This is a genomic window from Pasteurella oralis, from assembly GCF_002850605.1.
GTDB lineage: Bacteria > Pseudomonadota > Gammaproteobacteria > Enterobacterales > Pasteurellaceae > Pasteurella > Pasteurella oralis.
Map to the genome: position 1 here is coordinate 266,009 of NZ_NXGB01000002.1, position 18,242 is coordinate 284,250.

General features: G+C 35.1%; 15 protein-coding genes. 7 read left to right on the forward strand and 8 right to left on the reverse strand.

The window, feature by feature from the left end; translation table 11 throughout:
* Positions 1 to 50: 50 nt before the first annotated feature.
* Complete coding sequence (locus tag C0975_RS03655; RefSeq protein WP_101775039.1) at positions 51 to 503, reverse strand: DUF302 domain-containing protein; 453 nt, start codon at positions 501 to 503, stop codon at positions 51 to 53.
* Between the two features lie 208 nt (positions 504 to 711).
* Here C0975_RS03655 and C0975_RS03660 point away from each other — a divergent pair, with 208 nt between their 5' ends.
* Positions 712 to 1,581 (forward strand): hypothetical protein, encoded by an 870-nt coding sequence (locus C0975_RS03660; protein ID WP_101775040.1) that lies wholly within the window; start codon positions 712 to 714, stop codon positions 1,579 to 1,581.
* A gap of 100 nt (positions 1,582 to 1,681) precedes the next feature.
* Positions 1,682 to 3,109, forward strand: coding sequence for an exodeoxyribonuclease I (gene sbcB, locus C0975_RS03665; RefSeq protein ID WP_101775041.1), 1,428 nt, complete (start codon positions 1,682 to 1,684; stop codon positions 3,107 to 3,109).
* 1,011 nt (positions 3,110 to 4,120) lie between these two features.
* Here sbcB and topA read toward each other — a convergent pair.
* Positions 4,121 to 6,727 (reverse strand): type I DNA topoisomerase, encoded by a 2,607-nt coding sequence (gene topA, locus C0975_RS03670; protein WP_101775042.1) that lies wholly within the window; start codon positions 6,725 to 6,727, stop codon positions 4,121 to 4,123.
* Between the two features lie 96 nt (positions 6,728 to 6,823).
* On the opposite strand from topA, the gene C0975_RS03675 reads away from it, so the two are divergent.
* Positions 6,824 to 7,717 carry a LysR family transcriptional regulator gene (locus tag C0975_RS03675; RefSeq protein WP_101775043.1) on the forward strand — a complete coding sequence of 298 codons (894 nt, stop codon included), beginning with the start codon at positions 6,824 to 6,826 and terminating at the stop codon, positions 7,715 to 7,717.
* 132 nt (positions 7,718 to 7,849) lie between these two features.
* Here C0975_RS03675 and rnm read toward each other — a convergent pair whose 3' ends face one another.
* The 3 genes from rnm to pepN all read right to left on the reverse strand — a co-directional run bounded on the left by rnm (position 7,850) and on the right by pepN (position 12,572).
* A complete protein-coding gene (gene rnm / locus C0975_RS03680) occupies positions 7,850 to 8,674 on the reverse strand; it encodes an RNase RNM (protein WP_101775044.1) in 825 nt (274 codons plus the stop codon).
* An 83-nt stretch (positions 8,675 to 8,757) separates the two neighbouring features.
* Entirely contained in the window at positions 8,758 to 9,777 is a 1,020-nt protein-coding gene (pyrD, locus tag C0975_RS03685) for a quinone-dependent dihydroorotate dehydrogenase (RefSeq protein ID WP_101775045.1), read from the reverse strand.
* A gap of 185 nt (positions 9,778 to 9,962) precedes the next feature.
* The gene (gene pepN, locus C0975_RS03690) at positions 9,963 to 12,572 is read right to left on the reverse strand and encodes an aminopeptidase N (protein ID WP_101775046.1); all 2,610 of its coding nucleotides are present in this window, start codon (positions 12,570 to 12,572) and stop codon (positions 9,963 to 9,965) included.
* Between the two features lie 157 nt (positions 12,573 to 12,729).
* On the opposite strand from pepN, the gene purE reads away from it, so the two are divergent.
* The 3 genes from purE (at position 12,730) to C0975_RS03705 (ending at position 15,719) form a co-directional block, all read left to right on the forward strand.
* Positions 12,730 to 13,230 (forward strand): 5-(carboxyamino)imidazole ribonucleotide mutase, encoded by a 501-nt coding sequence (gene purE, locus C0975_RS03695; protein ID WP_101775047.1) that lies wholly within the window; start codon positions 12,730 to 12,732, stop codon positions 13,228 to 13,230.
* 67 nt (positions 13,231 to 13,297) lie between these two features.
* On the forward strand, positions 13,298 to 14,386 hold the full coding sequence (gene purK / locus C0975_RS03700; protein ID WP_101775167.1) for a 5-(carboxyamino)imidazole ribonucleotide synthase: 1,089 nt from the start codon (positions 13,298 to 13,300) through the stop codon (positions 14,384 to 14,386).
* 142 nt (positions 14,387 to 14,528) lie between these two features.
* Positions 14,529 to 15,719 (forward strand): amino acid aminotransferase, encoded by a 1,191-nt coding sequence (locus tag C0975_RS03705; RefSeq protein WP_101775048.1) that lies wholly within the window; start codon positions 14,529 to 14,531, stop codon positions 15,717 to 15,719.
* 63 nt (positions 15,720 to 15,782) lie between these two features.
* Here C0975_RS03705 and moaE read toward each other — a convergent pair whose 3' ends face one another.
* The 3 genes from moaE to moaC are packed head-to-tail and all read right to left on the reverse strand — an operon-like array spanning position 15,783 to position 16,969.
* The gene (gene moaE, locus C0975_RS03710) at positions 15,783 to 16,235 is read right to left on the reverse strand and encodes a molybdopterin synthase catalytic subunit MoaE (protein ID WP_101775049.1); all 453 of its coding nucleotides are present in this window, start codon (positions 16,233 to 16,235) and stop codon (positions 15,783 to 15,785) included.
* Positions 16,236 to 16,481, reverse strand: a complete 246-nt coding sequence (gene moaD, locus C0975_RS03715) for a molybdopterin synthase sulfur carrier subunit (protein WP_101775050.1) — start codon at positions 16,479 to 16,481, stop codon at positions 16,236 to 16,238.
* A gap of 11 nt (positions 16,482 to 16,492) precedes the next feature.
* Positions 16,493 to 16,969 (reverse strand): cyclic pyranopterin monophosphate synthase MoaC, encoded by a 477-nt coding sequence (gene moaC / locus C0975_RS03720; protein ID WP_101775051.1) that lies wholly within the window; start codon positions 16,967 to 16,969, stop codon positions 16,493 to 16,495.
* A gap of 319 nt (positions 16,970 to 17,288) precedes the next feature.
* Between moaC and C0975_RS03725 the strand changes: the two genes are divergently transcribed.
* Complete coding sequence (locus tag C0975_RS03725) at positions 17,289 to 18,236, forward strand: tagatose 1,6-diphosphate aldolase (RefSeq protein ID WP_101775052.1); 948 nt, start codon at positions 17,289 to 17,291, stop codon at positions 18,234 to 18,236.
* Positions 18,237 to 18,242 lie beyond the last annotated feature (6 nt).

Sequence of the window (18,242 nt, forward strand, 5' to 3'; positions counted from 1 at the left end):
AACTTTCAAAATTTTGACCGCACTTTTGTTTCAATGGTAAGAAAAATTAATTACTTTTTAGTTACAACGCTTGGAATGAGTTTTTCAGCTCCTTTTAATTTGCTATACACTTCTTCGCTTAGACTATGTTTTTTGCCTACGGTCTCTGTATCATTTAACGTGACAAAAACATCACCTTGTTTATCTTCCCAAACTAAAGCTTTAATTGGTAGATCAATTGCCATAGTCGGTGTGGCTAACATAATTGGAGTACCAACTTTAGGCATACCAAAGACAACGACACTTGCAAATGGCATAGTTAATCCTGCTTCTTTTGCTGCAGCTTGATGATCAATGACAGTAAAGATTTTCATGCCTTTTTCAGTTACTGCACTTTTAATTTTTTCGACAGTTTCGATTGCACTATATTCACTTTTTACTGTTTTTATTGCTGGATTGTCTGCCTGAGCAACAAATGTAGCTGCCATTAAGGGTAATGCTAAGAATAATGTTTTGAATTTCATATTTTCTCCAGTTATTGATTAAAATCGACGTCAATTCTAAAATATTTCAAATTCATATTTCAACTGATAATTATTCTCATATAAAAATATGAAAAGTAGATTAAAACAAGAATTGCAATAATCTATCTATACATTTTATTAATCATTTCGCTCTATTCAGTAAAAAGATTATAATCTGACCTCTCAACAATTTTAAAGGAAAGCAAAAATGCATAATTTGATTATCGCTGTACTTTGCAGTGTGGCTGTTTCGGTGTTACTTAAAGTAGCACGTAAGCAAAATATTGTAATTCAACAGGCTATTGCCTTTAACTACATTGTAGCACTTGGATTAAGTTATTCTTTATTAAAACCAGATTTTAAAGGATTGGGTTTCACCGAGTTTGTCGTACAAAGTGAAAATGCGCCAGTATTTTTTGCATTGGGGATTTTATTGCCGACAGTCTTTATCATTATGTCAAAAGCTGTTGAATTTGCTGGCATTGTTCGTTCTGATGCAGCACAACGTTTATCTTTATTTTTACCAATTGTAGCTGCCTTTTTCATTTTTGGTGAACAATTAAGCCAAGCTCGCTTACTTGGGATTATTTTGGCATTTATCGCATTATTCTGTTTATTAAATAAACCAACAGATACAGAAAGTAACCTTAAAGGCATGATAGGGCTTATTTTAGTGTGGTTTGGCTACGGTATTATAGATATTCTGTTCAAACAAGTGGCTAAAAGTGGTGGCGCATTTCCAGCGACTTTATTTATTTCCTTTGTGCTGGCTGCCTGTGTGATGTTTGGTTATTTATTAATTAAACGTGAAGTGTTTACTGTGCCGAGTTTTATTGGCGGGATTATTCTTGGTGGTTTAAACTTTATGAATATCCTTTTCTATATTAAAGCACACCAAAGTTTTAGTGATAATCCAACATTAGTTTTTGCAGGTATGAATATTGGTGTGATTTGTTTGGGTACAATTACGGGAGCATTAGTATTTAAAGAAAAAATAAGTAAAATCAATGGAGTTGGGATAGTTATTGGCATTAGTGCTATTTTCTGTTTATTTTACTTAGATCAGTTCATTAATTAGAACTAGACTTCCTAAAGACGCCGCACAAAAGTGCGGTTTCTTTTTTCGCAATTTTCTCGATTATGTTAAAATAAATCTTATTTTTTAATTGAGCTTTGCTATGTCCACAACAAGTGATTTCAGCTTTTTTATTTATGATTATGAAAGTTTTGGCATCAATCCAGCTTTAGATCGTCCCGCACAGTTTGCTGGTATTCGTACTGATATAGATTTCAATATCATTGGTAAACCAGTGATGCTGTATTGTAAACAAACCAATGATTATTTACCTGCACCTGAAGCAGTGTTAGTCACTGGTATTACGCCACAAGAATGTAATGAAAAGGGGATTGCTGAACCTGAATTTGCACAGCAAATTCTACAGGAATTTAGCCGTCCAAATACGTGCGTAATGGGGTATAACAATATTCGTTATGATGATGAAATGACACGTTATATTTTTTATCGTAATTTTATTGATCCTTATGAATATAGTTGGAAAAATGGTAATTCACGTTGGGATTTACTTGATTTAGTTCGTGCTTGCTATGCATTGCGTCCAGATGGCATTAATTGGGCTTATGATGATGAAGGAATGCCATCATTTCGTTTAGAAAAATTAACCAAGGTGAATGGCATAGAACATAGCAATGCACATGATGCTATGGCGGATGTGTATGCGACCATTGCAATGGCAAAATTAATCAAACAAAAACAACCTAAATTATTTCAATTTTTCTTTGAAAATCGTGGTAAAAAAGAAATTGAAGCATTGATTGATGTTGCCAATATGACGCCACTTGTACATGTGTCAGGTATGTTGGGTAATTATCGAGGTAATACGACTTGGGTTATCCCAATTGCTTGGCATCCGACTAATCAAAATGCAGTTATTGTTTGCGACTTATCAGCCAATATTGATGATTTATTAACAAAAAGTGCGGTCGAATTACGCCAAAATTTATATACACCAAAAGCAGAACTTTTGGAAAAAGAAATCTTGCCTGTGCCATTGAAATTAGTTCATATCAATAAATGTCCAATTTTAGCGCCAGCTAAGGTTCTATTACCAGAAAATGCTGAGCGTTTAGGTATAGATAGAGCATTTTGTTTAGCAAATTTACAGAAATTAAAATCAAATAGCCTGATTCGTGACAAAGTAGTCGATATTTTTAATCAAGAACGCGAATTTGATCCAAGCGATAATGTTGAAACTGAACTATATAATGGATTTTTTGACTACAACGATAAAAATAATATGGCTATTTTACGTACATTATCGCCAGAAAAACTTGCTGAACATGGTTTAAGCTTTAAAGATAAACGTATTCCAGAATTATTATTTCATTATCGTGCACGCCATTATTTTAGTACATTAAATCGAGCAGAGCAGCTTAAATGGCAAAAATATCGCCATAAGAAACTTGAAAAAAATGCGATACAGTTTGAACAAAGTTTACAACGTTTAGTAGAAGAACATCATGAAAATCCACATAACTTGGCATTATTACAAAAAGTATATGAATATAGTGTAAAATTATTTAGATAAGCTAGTGACATTGTCACTAGCTTAATGTAGAAGACATAATTTTAAAAAAAACATAAAATTAAAAAATATCCATAGCACTTCTTACTGAAAGGAAATAGACGATATAATTTATAAAGAGTCGATAAATTATATTTCTTCATTTCTGCACATATTCTAACTAAAAGCATACTATTTTTTACGTAGCGTTGCCAAGTTGTCTTAATAAGCTTAAGCCAAGTAAAAACAGATCACCTAATTAGTTAAATTTTCTATTTCATTTTCATTTCTTTCAATTCAGCGCATATTTAAATTTCTTTTACAAATCATAATTACAAGTGCATAACAGCTTAATTTTGCTGTGACAGTGTGCTTTCTATTATGATTTTATCTTGCTTAAGTAGTATTTGTGACTTGTGCATAAGTCTGTGATTTTATTAACTCGTAGTTTTCACTCACTTGGTAACTTATTTCGCATAATGTATATTATGTTAAATTAAATGCCATTGTGACAAGTAACCTCTAACGTAAAACTATCCTATTAATATGTTTAACTAATATTAGTAGCAAATTAGTTTCATGAAATTTATAAACAGGATTAAATTCTCAAAAATTTTGGTATTTTGTTATTACTCTTTTATTAAATATAATAAATAAGCCATTTGTTTATTGTTAAAAATGAAAGGATTTGGCAAAGAACTGATGATATTCGATAACGCTACGTGAAATCTAAAAAATTAATTAGATAAAATCTTACTAGATTTCAAAATTTAAATATATTTTGAATATCTGTGACACTGTCCCAAAATAATGAATAAGAAAACCATCTTCATGTCATAGAAAATGATTTGAAATTGGTATCATTTTTAATGAAATGTAGTGAATTAAAATGACTGATTAGTTCCTCTTACTAAAATTCTCCATAAAGGAAGGTTCTTATCTACTGCTGGTAAAATAAAAATTAATTTTCATTTTTTTTAGCCATATAAAAGAAAAACACCTTTAATTTAACTTAAAAGTGTTTTCTATTTTCAATTATTTTTTCCGTTCAATCCAATGACCATCTAAATAATCCACTATCCATTTAGTCGCTTTGCCATTTTTTTCTGATGTTACATATTGACGCTTTTCTTTACGGCTAAAACGAATAATTGCTTCATTTCCTTCTGGATCCTGTTTTGGTGCATCAGCTAAATAACGTAACTTTTCAGGCAGTCGATCACGATATTGAGCCAATTCTGCGACTTTAGGTGCACGTGTTTCACGTGATTTTGGGAAATTATGTGCAGACATAAATACACCACTCGCACCATCACGCAATACAAAATAAGCATCTGATTTGTCACATTTTAACTCTGGAAAATGTGTTGGTTCTTCTTTTGGTGGTGCAACTTCCCCATTTTTCAAAATTTTTCTTGTATTATCACAATTAGTACATCCCATATATTTTCCAAAGCGACCAAGTTTTAAGTGCATATCAGCACCGCATTTATCACACTCAATGATTGGGCCATCATAGCCTTTAATTTTAAAACTACCTTGCTCTAATAAATAACCATCACAATTTGGATTGTTACCACAAATATGAATTTTACGTTGTGGATCAATGACGTAACTGTCCATTGCTGTTCCACATTTAGGGCAACGTTGACGTTCCATTAAAGCTTTAGTTTCAGAGGCTTCATCTAACACATTCAATAGTTCAGCCTCAGGAATAAGATTTATTGTCGTTTTACAACGCTCTTTCACTGGTAATGAATACCCTGTACAACCTAAAAATACTCCTGTACTTGCCGTACGAATTGCCATTTTTCGACCACAAGTTGGGCAATCAATATCTGTTGGTACTAAACTGTTCGGTTTCATTCCACCTTCTAATTCATCTAACTCAGCTTGAGTCAATGTCTCAGAAAAATCCTTAAAAAATTGATTTAATTCGGTTTTCCAATTCTTCTGCCCATTTGCAATCAAGTCTAATACATCTTCCATATTGGCAGTAAAATCATAGTTCATTAAATCAGCAAATGATTGATTTAAACGATCTGTGACAATTTCGCCCATTTTTTCTGCATAAAAACGACGATTTTCTACACGTACATAACCTCGTTCTTGAATTGTTGAAATAATTGCCGCATAAGTTGATGGACGCCCAATACCACGTTTTTCTAATTCTTTAACTAAAGCAGCTTCGCTAAAACGTGCAGGCGGCTTCGTAAAATGTTGAGTTGGCATTACAGAATCTAAACTTAATTTTGCATTCAACGCAACATTTGGCAATACTTGATCTTCTGCACTCTTATTTATAGCTGGTAACACTTTTGTCCACCCATCAAAACGAAGAATACGTCCTTTCGCTTTTAATTCGTAATCTCCAGCTGTCACAGTTAATGTTGTACTGTCATATTGTGCTGCTGGCATCTGACAAGCTACAAATTGGCGCCAAATTAAGTCGTATAAACGTATAGCATCTTTTTCCATTCCTACTAACCCATCTGCGAATATTTTGATATCAGAAGGGCGAATTGCCTCATGAGCTTCTTGTGCATTATCTTTGCTAGAATAGAAATTAGGTTGAGCAGGTAAATAAGATTCACCGTAATTGCTTTGAATATAATTACGTACCATATTTAATGCATCTTGGCTTAAATTAGTTGAATCAGTACGCATATACGTAATATAGCCTGCTTCATATAAACGTTGAGCTAACATCATGGTTTTTTTCACACCAAAGCCCAAACGTGTACTTGCAGTTTGTTGTAGTGTTGAGGTAATAAAAGGCGCTTTGGCTTTTGATTGAGTTGGTTTTGTTTCTAATTCAGAAACGATATATTCTGATTTTTGTAAAAAATCGACCGCACTTTGTGCTTGCTCTGCATTTTTAGGTGCAAATTTTTTACCTTTAAATTGAACAACATCTAACTGTAATTGTTCATTGGCTTGTGTATTGGTAATCGCAGAAACTTCCCAATATTCTTCGGGTTGGAATGCTTTGATTTCACGCTCACGTTCAACTAAAAGTTTTACTGCAACCGATTGTACTCGACCTGCAGATAAACCGCGGGCTACTTTTTTCCAAAGTAGTGGTGATACCATAAAGCCAACTACACGATCTAAAAAACGACGAGTTTGCTGTGCGTTAACACGATCTAAATTGAGTTGTTCTGGTTTTTCAAACGCTTGCTTAATTGCATTTTTAGTAATTTCATTAAATACAACACGGCTAAAACGTTTATCATCTCCGCCAATAACTTCGCGTAGATGCCATGCAATTGCCTCTCCTTCTCTATCCAAATCAGTCGCAAGATAGATATGATCTGCTTTTTTAGCCAATGATTTCAGTTCAGCAACCACTTTTTCTTTACCAGGAAGAATTTGATAATTTGCTTGCCAGTTGTGATATGGGTCAATTCCCATACGCTTGACTAATGCATTACGATCTTTTTCTTGTTTAATAGCTAATTTTTGTTCTACACTTAATCCTTTGGTGGAAATTGGTTTTGCTTTTTCACCATTGCTTGAACCTATAGTAGGTAAGTCACGAATATGACCCACACTTGATTTTACAATATAATCACTACCAAGATATTTATTTATAGTCTTTGCTTTTGCAGGCGACTCCACAATAACCAAGGATTTACTCATTCTATTACCTAATTTACTCAAACTTATATAAAATAGTCGCTATATTGCTAACTATCTGCTGTCAGGTCAACTCTTTTTTTTAAAAAAGGTATATAAATGGATAAACTCAATGCGATTTCTATCTTCTGTAAAGTCGTTGAAACACAAAGCTTTACACAGGCTGCCGCACAACAAAATATGTCTGTCGCAATGGCTAGTAAACTTGTCGCACAACTGGAAGAACAACTTAAAACACGCTTACTACAACGTACAACACGAAAAATTTCACCGACTGAAGCTGGACTTATCTATTATCAACATTGCCAACCTATCTTGGTTGAATTGGAGGATGCAGAATCTAGTATTAGTAATTTATCTACTTCTTTACAAGGTAACTTAAGTATCTCTGTTCCACGTGATTTTGGATTACTTTTTATTACTCCCAATTTGGCTAAGTTTGTTAAAGACAATCCTAATTTACATGTTGATATTGAATTTAATGATCGCATGGTAGATTTAGTGGCAGAAAGCTATGATGTCGCATTACGGATTGGCTACTTACAAGACAGCTCATTAGTCGCTAAACGAGTTGCTTCAGTATCTACATTGTTTGTCGCTTCGCCAAAATATTTAGCAAAATACGGTACACCTAAAGTACCGGAAGATTTACAGCGCCATGATTGCCTTTTATATAAAGCCGTTGGTAATCAAATTTATTGGGAATTTAATAATGGTAAACAAGTACAACGTTTAAAAATGCGCTCAAAATTGGTGTGTAATAATGGACTGACTCTAACTGAATTAGCTAAATCTGGTTTAGGTATTATTAATACCCCCCACTTTTTCGTTGAAAATGAATTACGTACAGGAGAGTTAGTTGAGATTTTGGCTGAATATCAACAGCAAAAATTAGATATTCATCTTGTTTATCCACATCGTCGCCATCTCCCCGCCAAAACCAAAGCATTTATTGAATTTATTCAAGCTTTGCATCTCTGTTCTGCAAAATAATAAAGGCTCATATGAGCCTTTAAAAAATTAATCTGTATTATTCTTTTGGTTACTTAAAGGCATTCCACATCATTTATTCACTTACTCAAGCTTATTTATAGATATGTCTAGCGTAAGAAAAGAGACTGCACTTTAGAAGTGGTGCCAAATTGGCATACAATCTTCAGGGAGTTGTAATGATTTCCCCAATTCAATCCAGCCACAAGGAAAGTGGAAATCTGAACCAACAGAACACAACAATGTATTTTCTTTTGCCCAGCGTGCTAAGAGTAAACGTTGATCTTTGGTTTGCCCACAACCTGCAACTTCAAGTGCATCACCACCCCATTGTTTAAAATCAGCAATCAATTTTTTTAACCATTTTGTTGCCATAGTATAACGTAATGGATGTGCTAGAACAGCTAATCCACCAGCTTGGTGAATTACTTTAATTGCAGTGGGAATATCACACCATTGTGCTTTAACATAACAGGATTTACCTTGTGAAAGATATTTTTTAAATGCTTGATTTTCATTAGATACTTTACCTGTTTGGACTAAAAGACGCGCATAATGAGCACGCGTAACTTCCCCTACTGCAAGTTTCCTTGCTTCTTCAAATGCATCTTCAACACCAACTTTTGCTAATTTTTCTCCAATTTCGATGGCTCTTTGATAGCGAATAACAGCTTGTTGAGTTAAAAGAGCGGTCATTTCTGTTGAATTTTCTGTGAAATTTAATCCAACAATATGAATTGTACGACTTTCCCATAAAGTTGATATTTCAACTCCACTAATCAATTCAATATCGAACTGAGTTGCAAGTTGTCTAGCTTCTATTAAACCAGCAAGCGTATCATGATCAGTTAATGCCAATACATTCACGCCTTTTTCTGCTGCACGCTGTATAAGCTGTGAAGGTGATAATATGCCGTCTGATGCAATACTATGACAATGAAGATCATAAATTTTAGTCATTTTGTTTCCGAATTAGAGATTAGTTTAAAAAGAATAGGTGCAGTACAACGTATTGCACCTATTTTTTCTCACGCAATAACGCATTATTGAATATGCTGCACTAATTGCTTTATTAAATTAGGTCCATGATAAATTAATCCTGAATAAAGCTGTAATAATTGTGCACCTGCACTTATTTTTTGTTGAGCAGTTTGCACGCTATCAATACCGCCACTACCTATAATCGGGATATTTCCTTTTAGTTCTTGCTGTAATCGCGCAATGATTTGCGTGCTTTTATACTGTAATGGCTTACCACTTAACCCACCTTGTTGTTCAGCGTATTTAAGTCCACTCACATATTCTCTTGAAATTGTAGTATTCGTTGCAATTATGGCATCCATTTGGTGACGTTGTAGCGTATCTGCAATTTGGATTAATTCCGCTTCCGTTAAATCTGGTGCAATTTTTACTGCAATAGGGACATATTTATTATATTGCTCTGCTAAGATGTTCTGGCGTAATTTGATACCTTGTAATAAATCATCGAGTGCATCGCCATATTGTAATTGGCGCAGCCCAGGCGAGTTTGGTGAAGAAATATTAATAGTAATGTAATCAGCATAGTTATAAGCTTTGTTTAAACAAAACAAGTAATCTGCTTTGCTATTTTCGACGGAAGTAAAAGAATTTTTACCAATATTAATCCCTAAAATACCCTCATACTTTGCACGTTTTACATTCTCAATTAAATAATCGATACCATAATTATTAAATCCATTACGATTAATAATGCCTTGCGCTTCAATTAAACGAAACTGTCGTGGTTTAGGATTACCTTCTTGTGCTAGTGGCGTTACTGTACCGACTTCTATAAAGCCAAATCCCATTGCCGCAAACCCATCAATAGCATCACCATTTTTATCAGCACCAGCTGCTAATCCAATTGGATTGTTAAATTGAAGTCCCATGACAGTTTTGGGTGTACTCGTTGGGCAAGCAAAAAATTTTTTTAAAATAGGCTGTAATGGTGATTTACTAATGACTTTTAGTGTTTGGATAGTAAGATCATGTGCTTTTTCAGCATCAAGGGAAAAAAGTACCTTGCGGACTAATGAATACATACTCGTTTATCTCTCCGGATAGTTTAACTGTGAAAATGTGCAAAATTATACGCTTTTACACGGAAAAAAGTAATGGAAAATTCGGTTATTTTAGTCAGATAAGATAGAAATGAATTGCCAGAATAGGTTTTGAATAAAAAAAAGTGCGATCGAAATTTTAAAAATTTTAACCGCACTTTTTTCAATTACTGTAATGCTTTTTCAATTTTCTCATAAAGATCACGCGACAGGTTCTCAACCTCACTTAAACGCTCTAATGCACGTTTCATTAAGGTTTGACGTTGACCATCATAGCGGGAAAAACGAATCAATGGTTCAATTAAACGAGAAGCAACTTGTGGATTGCTCTCATTTAAACGAATTAAAATATCTGTTAAAAAACGATAGCCAGAACCATCAATAGCATGGAATGCTTTTACGTTCTGGTTCGCAAAACTCCCAACCAGTGAACGCACGCGATTTGGATTATTAAAGTTAAAACTTGGATGATCCATTAGTTGCATAACTTTTAATAATACATCTTCATCTGGGCGAGTGGCTTGCAGCATAAACCATTTGTCCATTACAAGACCATCATGCTGCCATCGACTTTCAAAATCTACTAGCAGGCTATCACGACAAGGTAGCTGTGCTTTCGTTGCAGCACTTAATGCAGCTAACGTGTCTGTCATATTATTAGCGTAAGTATAATGTTTATTCACTACACTATTGCCAACAGTAGTATAAGCCAAATAACTGACACAAAGGTTACGCAAACCACGTAATGCAATATCGCCCGCAGTTACACGATAAGTATCTAAACGAATTTCGTTATACACTTTTAAGAATGATTGCTTCAAGCTGTCCGCTATAGTGCGAACCATGAAATCACGAACAAGAGTGATTCCTTCAGGATCAATTGTTTTAAAAAGTTCTGCAAACTCTGTTACTTTTGGCAGAGTTAAAATTAAAGTCGTTAATTCAACATTCTGTTGATAGCTTTCTAATATTTGATATAACTCAGCAAGAATGTCTGCCGAAAATTCAAGTGGTTTGCCTTGTTGATGGCGAGTTAAATTACGACGTAATTCAGCCGCATAAAGCATTTGTGCAACATCCCAACGCACAAAATGATTTTCAGCATGACGTAATAATGTGCTTAACTGTGCAGCATTATAATCATAATGCAATTTGACGGGGGCAGAAAAATCACCCAACAGTGCAGGCACAGGTTTAGTATGAATATCTGTAAACTCAAAAGTTTGTTCACTTTGTGTCACATTGAGCACAGAATTGACTAGGTTATCATGGTGTTTTAATACCAATGGCTTGCCTACTTTATCATACAACGCGATTTTTAGCGGAATATGTAAATCTACTTTTTCCATTTGATCTGCGGTAGGTGGTGTTGTTTGTGAAACATGTAAAGAATAGACCGCACTTTGTTCATCGTAATTATCGGAAATCGTCAATTCTGGCGTACCTGATTGACTATACCAACGGCGAAATTGGGTTAAGTCAAGTGCTGAGGCACGTTCCATTGCAGAAACAAAATCTTCACAGGTTGCTGCTTTACCATCATTTTCAGCCACATAAAGCTGCATACCTTTTTGGAACAACTGTTCGCCTAATAAAGTATGCAGCATACGAATGACCTCTGCGCCTTTTTCATATACTGTGACTGTATAAAAGTTATTCATTTCAATCACTTTATCTGGGCGAATTGGATGAGCCATTGGGCTGGCATCTTCTGCAAATTGAGCAGTCCGTAATAAACGCACATCTTCAATACGTTTGCCTGAACGTGACCATAAATCTGAAGTGAATTCTTGATCACGAAATACTGTTAAACCTTCTTTTAAACTGAGCTGAAACCAATCACGGCAAGTAATACGATTGCCAGTCCAATTGTGAAAATATTCATGGGCAATAACGCTTTCAATGGCTAAATAATCCTCATCTGTTGCAGTTTGTGGATTAGCTAATACAAATTTAGAGTTAAAAATATTTAAACCTTTATTTTCCATTGCACCCATATTAAAGAAATCAACTGCGACGATCATATAAATGTCTAAATCATACTCTAAACCAAAGCGTTCTTCGTCCCATTTCATTGAGCGCTTCAGACTTTGCATTGCCCAATCAGCACGATCTAAATTACCACGATCAACGAACAATTCTAATGCGACTTTACGCCCACTTTTGGTGATAAAACTGTCTGTTAATACATCAAAATCCCCTGCTACTAAGGCGAATAAATAACTTGGTTTTGGAAAGGGATCATTCCACTCTACCCAATGGCGTCCATCATCTAAATCGCCACTTGCAATACGATTACCATTAGATAATAAATAGGGATATTTACTTTTCTCTGCAGTAATTTTCGTTGTATAACGTGCAAGCACATCTGGACGATCTAACATATAAGTGATTTGGCGAAACCCTTCGGCTTCACACTGAGTACAAATTCCATCACCTGATTGATATAAACCTTGTAGCGATGTATTTTTTTCTGGATTTAAAATTGTCACAATTTCAACTTCAAAATCTGTAGTATTTAACTGGCTTAAATCCAGAGTTAAACTTTCACCATCTTGTTCAAATTGTTTAAAATCTTTACCATTTAATTTCAGCGTAGAAAATTGAAAACTATTCCCATCTAAACGTAATTTAGTTGCTTCAGGATTCAGACGTTGATATTGACTAATTGCGGTGACAATTGTTTTTTTAGGATCAAGTTGGAAGTCAAGAAAAATGTCGGTTACAGTAAAATCGGGCTTACGATAATCTTTTCTATATTTTGCTTTGGCTTGCATATAACAACCTATTCTTATTTAAGACTCAAAAATGTGTTTAGGATATGATTTTCTAAAGGAAGTTGCAATCAATAAAAACTTTCGCAATCGTTTGCTTATTCATTATTGTATGCTATTCTACGCACGCTTTTATTATTGAATAAAATGAAGGAATAAAATGTCAAATAGCACTGCGCAAATAGCCATTGTCATGGGGTCAAAAAGTGATTGGTCAACCATGCAAGAAGCCACAATGATTCTTGATGAATTACAAGTCTCTTATCATGTAGAAGTCGTTTCTGCACATCGAACTCCCGATAAATTATTTAGCTTTGCAGAAACTGCCGTAGAAAAAGGCTATAAAGTGATTATTGCTGGTGCTGGAGGGGCTGCCCATTTACCAGGTATGATTGCAGCTAAAACATTAGTTCCCGTACTTGGTGTACCAGTAAAAAGTTCGATGTTAAGTGGTGTAGATAGCTTATATTCAATTGTGCAAATGCCTAAGGGAATTCCTGTTGGTACACTTGCCATTGGTCCTGCAGGTGCAGCAAATGCGGGATTACTTGCAGCTCAAATTTTAGCTGCATTTGATCCTGCACTTTTAGCGCGTTTGACTCAATTTAGAGAAAATCAAACCAATATGGTATTAGATAATCCAGATCCCCGTATTTCATAAATAATTTGAGGGCGGACAAATGTTCGCCCTGTCTATTTTTAATTTCTTTCCAAAATGGTTTTTTGATATGCAAAAAAGTGCTTTATATCCAACAGTTTATGTTTTAGGCAATGGTCAATTAGGTCGAATGTTACGTTATGCTGGCGCGCCTTTAGATATTGATGTACAACCACTTGCTTTTGATGCGCCTATATTTGATTTGCCGCAGGACAGTATCATCACAGCAGAAATTGAACGTTGGGAAAAAACACCGCTAACAGAAATGTTAGGTCATCATGATAAATTTGTAAATCAAAGTGTATTTGGACGTTTAGCTGATCGTTTATTGCAAAAATCATTACTTGATGAATTGAATTTGCCTACCTCGCCTTGGTGTTTATTGGTACAACCAACACAATGGCAACACGTATTTAATGATATTGGTGAAAAAGTTGTGGTAAAGCGCCGCATGGGAGGGTATGACGGACGCGGACAATGGATAATTACTCATGAAAACCAAGCGATAATTAGCGATGAGTTATGTGGTGAAACGATCGTTGAGAAATTTATTCCTTTTGATTACGAAATCTCTCTTGTTGGGGCGAGATTTAGAAATGGAGAAACGCGCTTCTACCCTATTACGCATAATTTACAACAAAATGGCATTTTACGTTATAGCATCGTTGATACACAGTCCCCACAACAATCACAACAGCAGCTTCAAGCAGAAAGTATGTTGAGTAAAATTATGCATAAACTTGATTATATTGGTGTAATGGCGATGGAATGCTTTGTGGTTGGTGATCAACTATTGATTAATGAGCTAGCACCTCGTGTTCATAACAGCGGACACTGGACGCAATTAGGCTGCACTATAAGTCAATTTGAATTACATTTAAGAGCTTTACTTGATTTACCAACGCCTGAACTTAGCCTGCTAGCGCCAAGTGTCATGGTAAATTTAATTGGGACTGAACATAATCAGGCTTGGTTAAATATACCATTTGCTCAATTGCACTGGTATGGCAAAGAAGTTCGCCTAGGGCGTAAAGTTGGTCATATTAATCTAGCTCATACCGATAAAAATGTATTGCTGATGAGTTTAGAAAAACTTGGTAATGAACTTCCTACAGATTATAATTCTGGTTTAAATTGGATACTCAAAAAACTAAAATAATTAAATTAATAACTTAATTTTTAATATATTTTTTAAAAAATAGAATTAAGCATTGAATTTTTTTAAACTGAGCTTGCTAATGTTGATTTCCTACAGTATAACTAGCTCACTGATCACTAAACACAACATTAAGGATGTAATTATGTTTGAAAATATTAGCGCAGCACCTGCTGATCCTATTTTAGGCTTAGGTGAATCATTTAAAGCCGAAACGCGCGATAATAAAATCAATCTTGGTATTGGTGTTTATAAAGATGCGCACGGCAATACACCAATTATGCGTGCAGTCAAAGAAGCTGAAAAACGCTTATTTGATCTTGAAATGACCAAAAATTATTTAGCTATTGATGGTGTCGCAGAATTCAATGCTCGTACGAAAGAATTGTTATTTGGCGCTGATTCAGATGTCGTTAAGCAAGGTCGTGCTAAAACGGTGCAAAGTTTAGGGGGGACTGGCGCATTACGTATTGCGGCAGAGTTTATTAAACGCCAAACGAAATCACAAAACGTTTGGATTAGTACTCCAACTTGGCCAAATCATAACGCCATTTTTAATGCAGTTGGTATGACAATTCGTGAATATCGTTATTATGATGCTGAAAATAAATGTCTTGATTGGGATAATTTAATTGCTGATTTAAATAACGCAGGTGAAGGTGACGTCGTATTATTCCATGGCTGTTGTCATAACCCAACAGGAATTGATCCAACACCAGCACAATGGCAACAACTTGCTGAGATGTCAGCGGAGAAAGGTTGGTTACCATTATTTGACTTTGCTTACCAAGGCTTTGCTAATGGTTTAGAAGAAGATGCTTTTGGTTTACGTACCTTTGCTAAAAATCATAAAGAACTATTAGTCGCCAGTTCTTATTCAAAAAACTTTGGTTTATATAGCGAACGTGTTGGTGCATTTACGCTAGTTGCGGAAAATGAAGCTATTGCTGCAACGGCATTAACACAAGTGAAAACGATTATTCGTACTCTCTACTCTAACCCAGCCTCTCATGGTGCAGCAACAGTGTCTATCGTGTTGAATGATGACAAGTTACGTGCAGAATGGGCTGATGAATTAGCAGAAATGCGCGATCGTATTAAACAAATGCGTAGTCAATTTGTGGAATTATTGAAAGAATTTGGTGCACAACGTGATTTTAGCTTCATTATTGATCAAAATGGTATGTTCTCATTCTGTGGTTTGAATCCAGAACAAATGGATCGTTTAAAAGACGAATTTGCGATTTATGCAGTGCGTTCTGGCCGTATCAATGTGGCGGGAATTACCGAAGATAACATTCGTTATCTCTGTGAAAGTATTGGTAAAGTTCTATAAACATTGCAGACTATAAAATAAAGAACCGCACAATAAAAGTGCGGTTCTTTTTTCAAAATTTTGTTACCAACGTGCTAATGCTTTTTGATCAGAGTCACGACTTTCAATCCAACGCTCCCCTTTATCGGTCTGCTCTTTTTTCCAAAAAGGTGCCTTACTTTTCAGAAAATCCATGATGAACTCATTGGCTTGATACGCATCGCCTCGATGTGCAGAACTGACCCCAACTAATACAATTTCATCGCCAGTATGTAATTGTCCAACACGATGGATCACAGATATGCGTTGAATATCCCAACGAGCTTTAGCCTGTTCTACAATTTCGCTTAACGCTTTTTCAGTCATGGCTGGATAATGTTCAAGATATAAACTGGAAACAGAATCACCTAAATTTAAATCACGCACTTTTCCAACAAAAATAACTGTTGCACCTACCGAGCTTTGCTCAGATAACCAGTGATAAGCCGCATTTTGGTCAAACTCTTGCTCTTGCACTGCTATTTGAATCTCACACATTTAACCTCCCGTGACAGGTGGGAAAAACGCAATTTCATCACCAGATTGAACTTGACTGTCTAATGACATCAAAGTTTGATTAATCGCCACTAATAATTTCTCTTTTTCCAATGCTAATGCCCAACGTTCACCTTTTTCAGATAAATATGCCCGCACTTCTTCTGCTGTAGTAAAGGTTGAAGGTAATTCAATTTCATCAATACCAATTAATTCTCTAGTCTGAGCAAAAAACAATATTTTTAACATTCGGCTTCCTGTTATTCCACAATAAAATGCCCTGATTTGCCGCCACGTTTTTCTAATAAACGCACCTGTTCAATCACAATATCTTTTTGTACAGCTTTACACATATCATAAATCGTCAACGCTGCAACACTTGCTGCTGTTAATGCTTCCATTTCAACCCCAGTTTTCCCAGTCAGTTTACAAAGACTTTCAATACGAACTTGATGGGTATCCATTAATGGTGTGAGTGTGACTTCGACTTTTGACAGTAATAATGGGTGGCAAAGCGGAATTAACTCCCAAGTCCGCTTTGCTGCTTGAATACCAGCAATACGTGCTGTAGCAAACACATCACCTTTATGATGTTGACCAGACATAATCATAGTCAATGTTTCTTGTGACATCGTCACTAAAGCTTCTGCTCGTGCTTCACGAATCGTTTCTTGTTTGGTCGACACATCTACCATGTTGGCTTCGCCGTGACTATTAATATGTGTAAATGTTGTCATAGTTACCCATCACATGATTATTTGGATGCATATAGAAATCCTTATGAAAATCTGCTCCAGAATGGAGGCAAAGAAGTACAAACCACACAGATAAAATTGGAGCTATTCTAACATACAAAAGGATATCAAAAAACTCATTCAAACACTCAATTGCTATTTCTATACTTTTGCCTATAACTAAAAATTTCGAATTCTTTTGAATTATTTCGATATTTTGTGATCAATATCTCAAATTTAAACTTTTGTTCTTTTTCAAAAAGAAAAGTAGCATTATTGTTATTTCGAAATATTTCGAAAGGTGATCATATAGGAGAAAACAATGGTAAATATGAAACAGCAAAGACTTAGTAAGCTATATGGGACAGAAAGAATATTCCGTGCACTAGCAATTGATCAACGTGGTGCACTAAAAAAGATGTTGGGTGAACATGCCACAAATGAGCAATTACAAGCTTTCAAAGGGCTAGTTTCAAAAAACCTAACTGCTTATGCCTCAGCAATTCTACTAGACCCTGAATATGGATGGCAAGCTGCGGATTTAAAAGACTCAAATTGTGGCCTAATCATGGCCTATGAGAAAACTGGATATGATAAAAATAAAGTTGGGCGTTTACCTGATTTAATTGATGATGTATCAGTGAAAAGCCTCAAAGACAAAGGTGCAGATGCTGTTAAATTGCTTTTATATTTTGATGTTGATGAAAGTAATGAAATCAATAATATCAAAAAGACTTTTGTAGAACGGGTTGGTTCAGAATGTGTTGCTGAGGAAATTCCTTTCTTTCTAGAAATTCTGACTTATGATACTAATGTTTCGGATAAAAAAGAATTTTCGAAATTGAAACCTAGAAAAGTCAATGAAGCAATGAAAATATTTTCTGCTCCCCGTTTCAATGTTGATGTATTAAAAGTAGAAGTCCCAGTTGACATGAATTTTGTTCAAGGATTTGGGGAAGAATATGTGTATAGCCAGCTTGAAGCAAAAGAATATTTTCAACAACAAAGTAAAGCAACTCACCTACCATTTATTTTTTTAAGTGCTGGCGTTTCGCCAAAACTATTCCAAGAAACATTAGAGTTTGCTAAACAAGCTAATTCAACTTTTAATGGCGTCTTATGTGGACGAGCGACTTGGGCAGGTGCGGCTGATATATTTAAACAAACAGGTTCAGCTGATGCAGAAAAATGGTTGCAACAAGAGGGCGTTAAAAATATTAATGAGCTAAATCAAGTATTAAGTCAAACAGCAAGCGCAGTAAAAGTATAGAGGGAA

Coding starts and splice junctions, on each gene's coding strand:
- C0975_RS03655 (WP_101775039.1), bottom strand. CDS start 503: ATGAAATTCAAAACATTATTCTTAGCATTACCCTTAATGGCAGCTACA.
- sbcB (WP_101775041.1), top strand. CDS start 1,682: ATGTCCACAACAAGTGATTTCAGCTTTTTTATTTATGATTATGAAAGT.
- C0975_RS03660 (WP_101775040.1), top strand. CDS start 712: ATGCATAATTTGATTATCGCTGTACTTTGCAGTGTGGCTGTTTCGGTG.
- pyrD (WP_101775045.1), bottom strand. CDS start 9,777: ATGTATTCATTAGTCCGCAAGGTACTTTTTTCCCTTGATGCTGAAAAA.
- C0975_RS03705 (WP_101775048.1), top strand. CDS start 14,529: ATGTTTGAAAATATTAGCGCAGCACCTGCTGATCCTATTTTAGGCTTA.
- moaE (WP_101775049.1), bottom strand. CDS start 16,235: ATGTGTGAGATTCAAATAGCAGTGCAAGAGCAAGAGTTTGACCAAAAT.
- purK (WP_101775167.1), top strand. CDS start 13,298: ATGCAAAAAAGTGCTTTATATCCAACAGTTTATGTTTTAGGCAATGGT.
- pepN (WP_101775046.1), bottom strand. CDS start 12,572: ATGCAAGCCAAAGCAAAATATAGAAAAGATTATCGTAAGCCCGATTTT.
- C0975_RS03725 (WP_101775052.1), top strand. CDS start 17,289: ATGGTAAATATGAAACAGCAAAGACTTAGTAAGCTATATGGGACAGAA.
- purE (WP_101775047.1), top strand. CDS start 12,730: ATGTCAAATAGCACTGCGCAAATAGCCATTGTCATGGGGTCAAAAAGT.
- C0975_RS03675 (WP_101775043.1), top strand. CDS start 6,824: ATGGATAAACTCAATGCGATTTCTATCTTCTGTAAAGTCGTTGAAACA.
- moaC (WP_101775051.1), bottom strand. CDS start 16,969: ATGACAACATTTACACATATTAATAGTCACGGCGAAGCCAACATGGTA.
- rnm (WP_101775044.1), bottom strand. CDS start 8,674: ATGACTAAAATTTATGATCTTCATTGTCATAGTATTGCATCAGACGGC.
- topA (WP_101775042.1), bottom strand. CDS start 6,727: ATGAGTAAATCCTTGGTTATTGTGGAGTCGCCTGCAAAAGCAAAGACT.
- moaD (WP_101775050.1), bottom strand. CDS start 16,481: ATGTTAAAAATATTGTTTTTTGCTCAGACTAGAGAATTAATTGGTATT.